The sequence below is a fragment of the Methylobacter sp. Wu8 genome (assembly GCF_036440755.1).
Classification (GTDB): Bacteria; Pseudomonadota; Gammaproteobacteria; order Methylococcales; family Methylomonadaceae; genus Methylobacter_A; species Methylobacter_A tundripaludum_A.
In genome coordinates, this window is sequence record NZ_JAZGVT010000030.1 from 21,497 (window position 1) to 29,358 (window position 7,862).

A 7,862-nucleotide genomic window follows, 5' to 3' on the forward strand; every position below is an offset into this window, starting at 1 on the left:
TCGGCCTCTTACCTTGTCTTGCCGAAAACGTCCGGCCCCACGTCAAACGATTCCGCCGACAAGCCTGCGCACCAGCGTTGCCACATCGTCCGCAGCGCACATTCCACGCCTGCGGCAACCATCTCCGGCTGACCTATCGCCGATTGCTTGATACGTTCGCGCAAATTTCCGCGTACACTGGCCAGCGAGGCAGGATGCCCCCCCCAAGACAAACCCTTCCGCACAAAATCCGCCGCATCCTTAGCGACAAAAGCATCAAGTCCCACCTGACTCAAAAGTGTAGAGCCCTGTCTGGCTGTAACCGTTCCCCCAACCAGCGTCAATGTCGGTACGCCCATCCACAGTGCATTAAGCGTCGTGGTTGCTCCGTTGTAAGGGAAGGTGTCCAAACAAATGTCCACCTGTTGATGCAGGGCAAAATAATCGGCTATGCCGCAACGCGGGTAAAGATTCAGCCGTTCCCGCGCGACGCCTTCTTGCGCAAACCAGTCAATCAATGCGCCGTATTGCTCCTCCTCCGACAGCCCCCCCAGCACCATGCGGGAATCGGGCAAGGCGCGCAAAAGTTGCGACCACAGGCCGATGACTGGCGGACTGAGCTTGCTTTGCCGGTTGAAGCTGCCGAAAGTGATATAGCCGTTACCCAGAGCAGGCAGGGCGTTGACCGGTGGCGCCGACATATCCGGCCGGTACGGCGCACAAGCCGGTAAACGCACGATTTTTTCGGTAAATTGATCGTCAAATTGGCCGGGCGGCAACAGAAAACGATCGGCCAGATAATAATCCATGCCGCTCAAGCCTGTGGTGCCGGGATAACCCATCCAGCTGACCTGCACCGGCGCGGGCTTGCGGGCAAAGGCTAACAATCTGTTTTTTGCGGTGTGTCCCGAAAGGTCGATCAGAATATCGATGCCGTCAGCGCGTATTTTTTCCGCCAGCGCGCCGTCCGATAAACCGATAACCGAATGCCAGTGTTTAAAATACTTGCGCAGACGCAAAGTAACGCTATCTTGAACGTTGTTGTTGTAATAGCCGTGCAATGTCAATTGCGGATAATCCGCCAGATGCTCCAGCACCGGCTCGATAAAACTGGCAACGGCATGGGCGTATAAATCGCCGGATACAAAGCCGACCTGTAGACAGCGTTCCGGGGCGCGCGAGTTGCTGTGCTGCGGCCAAAACGCACTCAGCGGCGCTTCAAACTGTTCGCCAAAACGGCGGTGTTCGACAGCCAACGTTGTCGCGTCTGTATTTTCGTTGTGAGTGAGGAAAAAAAGCAGGTTGCTATAGGTCTCGGCAAGATCAGGGTTAATCTCCAACGCTTTGCGGAAACTGACTTCGGATTCAGGCAGACTGCCCTGCCCGAAAAAAATGCTTCCCTGGTTACTGTGCGCCTCGGCGAAATCAGGTTTGATCGCCAGCGCCCGGCGATAACACGCCATCGCATCATCGAGCTGTCCAAGGTCTTTCAGGATATTGCCTATGTTGTTATACACATCGGTAAAATCGGGGTTGAACTCCAGCGCCCGTTGATAACTTGTCATTGCGTCATCGGACAGCCCAAGTTTTAGCAAGGTATTGCCCAAGTTGCTGTAGGCATCGGCGTAATCCTGCTTGAATTCCAGCGCCCGCCGATAGCATGTCATCGCGTCATCCAGCTGCCCCAAGTCTTGCAGGGCATTGCCCAAATTGTTATAAGCCTCGGTGAAATCGGGTTTGATCTCCAGCGCCCGGCGACAGCATGCCACCGCCTCGTCTAGCCGGCCGAGGGATTGCAGGGCGTGGCCCAGGTTGTTAAGCGTATCGGCGATGTCGGGTTTGATCTCCAGCGCCCGGCGATAGCATAGCACTGCCTCATCAAGTCGCCCGAGGTCTTGCAGGATATTGCCCAGGTTGTTATGCGCCTCGACAAAACCGGGTTTGATCTCCAACGCCCGACGATAGCTCGCCACTGCGTCAGCGGGTTGTCCGAGTTCCATCTGAAGATTGCCCAAATGGAAATGGGCCTCGGCATCCTCCGGCAATAGCTCCGCTATTTTCTGCAAGGGCGCCAGCGCTTCCGCATTCCGTTTCTGTTGCGTCAGTATCGATTGTAATGCCTGCCAACCGGGCACATAGCAGGGAAAGCGTAGCGTCCAGGTTTTGAACAGTGCTTCCAGTTCAGTGACACGGCCCTCGTTAAAAAGGGCTGTCATTGTTGCTATGTCTTGAGAATTAGGACTAACCGACGTCGTTTTTTTTGACGCTTTGCCCGGTTTGAAAGGTTTTTTGATTTTGGATTTAGACATACGTTTTTGTTCCTGCTCCCGACAGCCATCTTGGCAAAGCTATAACTATGCAGCTTACATTCTCAAGCAAGAAACCGGATTTCTTTTTTTGAATTGGGCAGCAGTGCGGCCGGTACACTGTTCTCCTGAGAGCTAGACACATTTTACACTCCCCTTATGTTAATGACCATTCTTCGGCTTATTCACACCCGGCCTTACGGCTTAACCTCAAATGATTCCGCAGGCAAACCGGCGCACCAACGTTGCCACATCAGGCGCAACGCACATTCCACACCTGTGGCAATCAACTCAGGCTGCCTTATCGCCGATTGCCCAAAACGTTCACGCAAATTAGCGCGCAAACTGGCCAGCGATGAAGGGTGGTTCGCCCAGGACAAACCTTTCCGCACAAAATCCGCCGCATCCTGGGCGACAAAAGCGTTCAGTCCCACCTGGCTCAGAATTGTAGCGCCCTGTCTGGCTGTAACCGTCTCCCCAACCAGCGTCAGCGTCGGTACGCCCATCCACAACGCATTAAGGGCCGTGGTTCCCCCATTGTAAGGGAAGGTATCCAGGCAAATATCCACCTGCTGATGCAGTGCAAGATAGTCGGCCATGCTGCAACGTGGGTAAAAACTCAGCCGTTCCCGTGTGATGCCTTCCTTGGCAAACCAGTCGATCAGTGTCTCGTGCCGATCATCCTCCGGCATGCCTCCCAGCACTAGCCGGGAATCGGGCAAGGCGCGCAAAAGTTGCGACCACACGCCGATGACTGGCTGCCTAAGCTTGTTTTGACGGTTGAAACTGCCGAAAGTGACATAGCCGTTGCTCAACGCCGGCAGGACGTTGACCGGTGGCGCCGACATATCCGGCCGGTACGGCGCACAAGCCGGCAAACGCACAATTTTTTCGGTAAATTGATCGTCAAACTGGCCGGGCGGCAACAGAAACCGGTCGGCCAGGTAATAATCCATGCCGCTCAAGCCGGTGGTGCCGGGATAGCCCATCCAGCTGACCTGCACCGGCGCGGGCTTGCGGGCGAAGGTTAGCAACCTGTTTTTGGCGGTGTGGCCCGAAAGGTCGATCAGAATATCGATACCGTCGGCGCGTATTTTTTCAGCCAAAGCCGCGTGCGATAAGCCGACAACTGAATGCCAATGTTTCAAATGCCTGTGCAGACGCCGGGTGACCTCATCTTCAAGGCTGTGATTGTAATAGGCGTGGAGTACCAATCGCGGATGCCCCGCCAAATGCTCCAGCACCGGCTCGATAAAATTAGCCATAGCATGGTCGCAAAAATCACCTGACACAAAGCCGACCTGAAGACAGCGCTCAGGCTCGCGCGAGTTGCCGTGTTGCGGCCAAAATGCGCGTAGCGGCGCTTCAAACTCCTCGCCAAAACGGCAATGTTCGGTAAAGATAGCTGCCGCATCTACCGTTTCGTTGTGAGTGAGGTAAAAAAGCTCGGAACTACGCGCCTCACCGACATCCAGGCTGAGCTCCAATGCTCTCTGGAGGCTGGCTTGGGCTTCAGGCAGACGGCGTTGATGTAAATAAACGTAACCCAGGTTGTTGTGCGCCTCGCCGAAATCAGGATTGATCTCCACAGCCTTGGAAAAGCAGGCCTCAGCCTCGGCAAGCCGGTCCTGGGCAAATAAAATACCGCCCAGATTATTATGCACCTCGGCAAGTTCAGGATTGATCGCCAACGCATTGAGGAAGCAGGCTTTGGCTTCGTCGAGCCGCTCCTGACGCCAGAAAACACTTCCCAAATTATTCTGTACATCGGGCTGGTTCGGGTTGATCTTTAACGAGCAAAGAAGACTCATTTCCGCCTCGGCCAATCGCCCTTGATCTCGGAAAACGCTTCCCAAATGGCTATGCGCCTCAGCATAATTCGGATTGAGCGTCAGCGCACGGCGCAGGCTGGCCTCAGCCTCCTCGAGTCGTTTCTGCCGATGGAGATTAACCGCCAGAATACAATACGCTTCGGCATCGTCGGGCGACATACCCAGGGCTTTCTGCACCTTCCTATCGGATGCAATCGTGATGGCCGACTTTCCTGATCCTGCCTCATTTGACTCGCGTCCTAGGCTGCTCATTGAATCATCTGCTGCTTTTCTGATGTTTTGCAGACTAACCTCAAACGATTCCGCCGGCAAGCCCGCGCACCAGCGTTGCCACATCATCCGCAACGCGCATTCCAGGCTTGCGGCAACCGCCTCCGGCTGGCCTATCGCCGATTGCTTGATACGTTTGCGCAAATGGCTGCGTACACCGGCCAGCGCGTCTGGATGCCCTGCCCAGGACAAGCCTTTGCGAACGAAATCCTCGGCATCCTGGGCGACAAAAGCGTTCAACCCCACATGCCCCAAAATGGTCGCGCCCTGCCTGGCTGGCACCGTTCCCCCGACAATCGTCAAAGTCGGCACGCCCATCCATAAGGCGTTAAAGGTTGTGGTGCCGCCATTGTATGGAAAGGTATCCAGGCAAATATCCACCTGCCGATGCAGGGCAAGATACTCGTCCAAGCCGCACCGGGTATAAAAACTCAGCCGCTCCGGCGCAACGCCTTCTTGTGCAAACCAGTCGATCAATGCGTCGTGTCGCCCCTCTTCGGACATGCCTGCCAAGACTATTCGGGAACCGGGCAAGGCGCGCAGCAATTGCGACCACAAAGCGATGACCGACCGGCTCAGCTTGCTTTGACGGTTGAAACTGCCGAAAGTGATATAGCCGTTGCTCAAAGCGGGCAAGGCGTTGACCGGCGGCGCGGCCATGTCCGGCTGGTACAGCGCGCCGGCCGGTAAACGCACGATTTTTTCGGTAAATTGATCGTCAAGTTGACCGGGCGGCAACAAAAAACGATCGGCCAGATAATAATCCATCGCGCTCAGGCCGGTGGTGCCGGGATAGCCGATCCAACTGGCCTGCACCGGCGCCGGTTTGCGGGCGAAAGTCAGCAACCTGTTTTTGGCGGTGTGCCCGGAAAGGTCGATCAGAATATCGATACCGTCAGCGCGTATTTTTTCCGCCAGCACGTCGTCCGACAAACCAAAGACAGAGTGCCAGTGTTGCAAATACTTACGCAAACGCAAGGTAACCTTATCTTCAAGGTTATGATTGTAATAGGCATGCAATACCAATTGCGGATAAGCCGCCAGTTGCTCCAGCACCGGCTCGATAAAGGTGGCCACGGCATGGTCGCGCAAATCGCCGGACACAAAGCCGACCTGTAAGCAACGCCCAGGCTCTCGCGAGTTGCTGTGCTGCGGCAACAATGCGCGCAACGGTTCTTCAAACTGTGCGCCGAAGCGGCAATGTTCGGCAAACAAGGTTACCGCATCTATTTCTTCGTTGTGGCTGAGGGAAAAAAGCAGGTTGCTATGCGCCAAAGCATAATCCGGCTTGATCTCCAATGCCCGGCGATAACTCGCTTCGGCCGGCTTGCCTTGATTGTGGAGCGCATAACCTAGATTACAATGCGCGGCAAAAGAGTCGGGAGCGATCATTATCGCACGTCGATCACAGACTTCCGCTTCAGCAGCCCGGCCTTGGGCGTTAAGCGCAAAACCTAAGTTGCTATATACTTCATCATCGTCCGGCAACAGCTCCGCCGCCTTTTGCAACGCCGCAAGCGCTTCCCGGTCACGCCCGTGATGCTGTAGCGCAACCCCCAGTATTTTCCAGCCGAACCCATATTCCGGAAAACGTTGACTAAGAGACGCGGCCATAGCCTCCACTTCAGTAGTGCGACCTTGCCCATAAAGCGCCAGCAACGCATCGATCTCAGATTGATCAGGGGCTGTTTCGCGGCCGTTACAAGGCAATGCCTTATCGGCCGATACCGATTTAGTATGTTGTTTGGTGATTTCCTGGGCTGCGAGCTGTGATATTTCAGCATCGTGTAGGATAGGTTGTTCCGGCATCTGTTGTGTAGTCTCAGGATGATTTAGCTGCGTTTGGACAATAGCCAGCAAAGAATTCGGCATCTTGGCTTTGGTGGGCTTGCTGCTAAGTTAATCCGGCCGCAGAATTTTGTCCACAGCCTAAGCAAAAGGCTGGGAACTACATTGCCAAAGCGCAACGCGCTCGTTTATGGCGCATAAAAACGATTTTAAGTCGGAACGCCAACAGCCGCCCGAAAGAAACTCATGCCGTTCAATCGCTTAAACGTGAATATCGATTCCGCCGGAACTCGCGGCTGCGGTTGCCGAGGCTATCAACTTTAAAGCCGACTCCCCGTTTGCCTTTTCAATATCCTGGCTTTTCTTGATCAGCGCAAACTCCACATTTTGCGCCGCAGTCGCCTCTTTCATAACCGCTGCCAGCAAACCACCGCCGCCCGCACCGCCTACTGAATCGATCATAAAAACCTCTGCGTTAGTGTTTATAGGCATCGGGCATTGCGTCCCAGCCCATTTTAATTTCTACCATCAAACCGGAAACTTCATCCAAAATGCTCTCGTCATTCTGATTATTTGCGGCTAGCAGACGACGAACCATGTAGTCATAAAGATTACTCAGATTTTCTGCAACTTCGCCGCCCGCTTCTATATTCAAGGAGCTTTGCAACCCGCCTACAATCTGAATCGCGTGACCGATATTTTGGCCTTTCATGGCGATTTCATTGCGCGCCATACTTTCCCTTGCAATTGCAATCCGCTCCAAGGCGCCTTCCATCAACATTTGCACAAGACGATGAGGCGACGCACCCATTACAGAACTGTTAACACTCACTTGCTGATATTGTTTTATGGCTGATACAGCGTTCATTTGTCTATCCTCATTAAATCATTATGTTGCGCCCCACTACATGGAACACCTGATGATTGTAGCGACAGTTTTAACAAAAACTTTACCTTTTTTGTAAAAAACATTAATTAATTTTTTGGCTGCATCGTATAAACCTGCCGGCATAGCGCCATTTATAGATAAGCGCCATTGACGCTTTAAAAAGCACGGGGGGCCGGAATAGCCTAACCCGACATTTATTGTCCGTACCGGGCATTAGGTTACGGCGGCATCAGAATATATTTGGCTATAATATCGGCAAAGCGCATTAGAACAGATACAATCCTCAGAACAAAAAATACCCATAAAAAAAATTAAAGTTTCCTAAAGCTACGCCGATAATAATTTCAGGTTGCGAGGGACATAAAATAACCCACACATCTAAAACCGAAATAAATTTCTATTTAGGAGAAGCGTCATGGCTCAATATATCAATACCAATATGGGTGCGCTGACCGCGCAACGTAATTTAAACAAATCACAAGCCGCCGGTATGCAGGCAATGCAACGCTTATCCTCCGGTTTGCGTATCAACAGCGCGAAAGATGACTCGGCCGGTTTATCGATTGTCGAACGTATGTCGGCGCAGATCAAAGGCCTTAATCAGGCGGTGCGTAACGCCAACGACGGCATCTCCATCGCTCAGGTGGCTGAAGGCGGTTTGGGCGAAATGAGCACCATTCTGCAACGGATGCGCGAGTTGGCCGTACAGTCCGCCAACGACTCCAACAGCGACACCGACCGCACCTCTATCCAGAACGAAGTCAAATCGCTTTACGATGAAATTGACCGGATTTCCGC

At 53.5% G+C, this 7,862-nt stretch carries 4 protein-coding genes and 1 pseudogene; 1 reads left to right on the forward strand and 4 read right to left on the reverse strand.

Going from position 1 to position 7,862, the window contains the following annotated elements; translation table 11 throughout:
- Nucleotides 1-8: 8 nt before the first annotated feature.
- The 4 genes from V3O24_RS01915 to fliS all read right to left on the reverse strand — a co-directional run bounded on the left by V3O24_RS01915 (nt 9) and on the right by fliS (nt 7,043).
- Nucleotides 9-2,195 carry a tetratricopeptide repeat protein gene (locus tag V3O24_RS01915; protein ID WP_331305940.1) on the reverse strand — a complete coding sequence of 729 codons (2,187 nt, stop codon included), beginning with the start codon at nt 2,193-2,195 and terminating at the stop codon, nt 9-11.
- A gap of 287 nt (nt 2,196-2,482) precedes the next feature.
- Nucleotides 2,483-6,259 (reverse strand): tetratricopeptide repeat protein, encoded by a 3,777-nt coding sequence (locus tag V3O24_RS01920; RefSeq protein WP_331305941.1) that lies wholly within the window; start codon nt 6,257-6,259, stop codon nt 2,483-2,485.
- Between the two features lie 177 nt (nt 6,260-6,436).
- Nucleotides 6,437-6,637 carry a hypothetical protein gene (locus tag V3O24_RS01925; RefSeq protein WP_331305942.1) on the reverse strand — a complete coding sequence of 67 codons (201 nt, stop codon included), beginning with the start codon at nt 6,635-6,637 and terminating at the stop codon, nt 6,437-6,439.
- Nucleotides 6,638-6,650: 13 nt separating this feature from the next.
- Complete coding sequence (gene fliS / locus V3O24_RS01930; RefSeq protein WP_104423738.1) at nt 6,651-7,043, reverse strand: flagellar export chaperone FliS; 393 nt, start codon at nt 7,041-7,043, stop codon at nt 6,651-6,653.
- 436 nt (nt 7,044-7,479) lie between these two features.
- On the opposite strand from fliS, the pseudogene V3O24_RS01935 reads away from it, so the two are divergent.
- Nucleotides 7,480-7,862 (forward strand): annotated as a pseudogene (locus tag V3O24_RS01935) (flagellin); the annotation flags it as partial.

Bases quoted from the DNA above. Each gene is read 5' to 3' on its own strand.
- V3O24_RS01915 (WP_331305940.1), bottom strand. From the start codon at position 2,195: ATGACAGCCCTTTTTAACGAGGGCCGTGTCACTGAACTGGAAGCACTG.
- V3O24_RS01920 (WP_331305941.1), bottom strand. From the start codon at position 6,259: ATGCCGAATTCTTTGCTGGCTATTGTCCAAACGCAGCTAAATCATCCT.
- V3O24_RS01925 (WP_331305942.1), bottom strand. From the start codon at position 6,637: ATGATCGATTCAGTAGGCGGTGCGGGCGGCGGTGGTTTGCTGGCAGCG.
- fliS (WP_104423738.1), bottom strand. From the start codon at position 7,043: ATGAACGCTGTATCAGCCATAAAACAATATCAGCAAGTGAGTGTTAAC.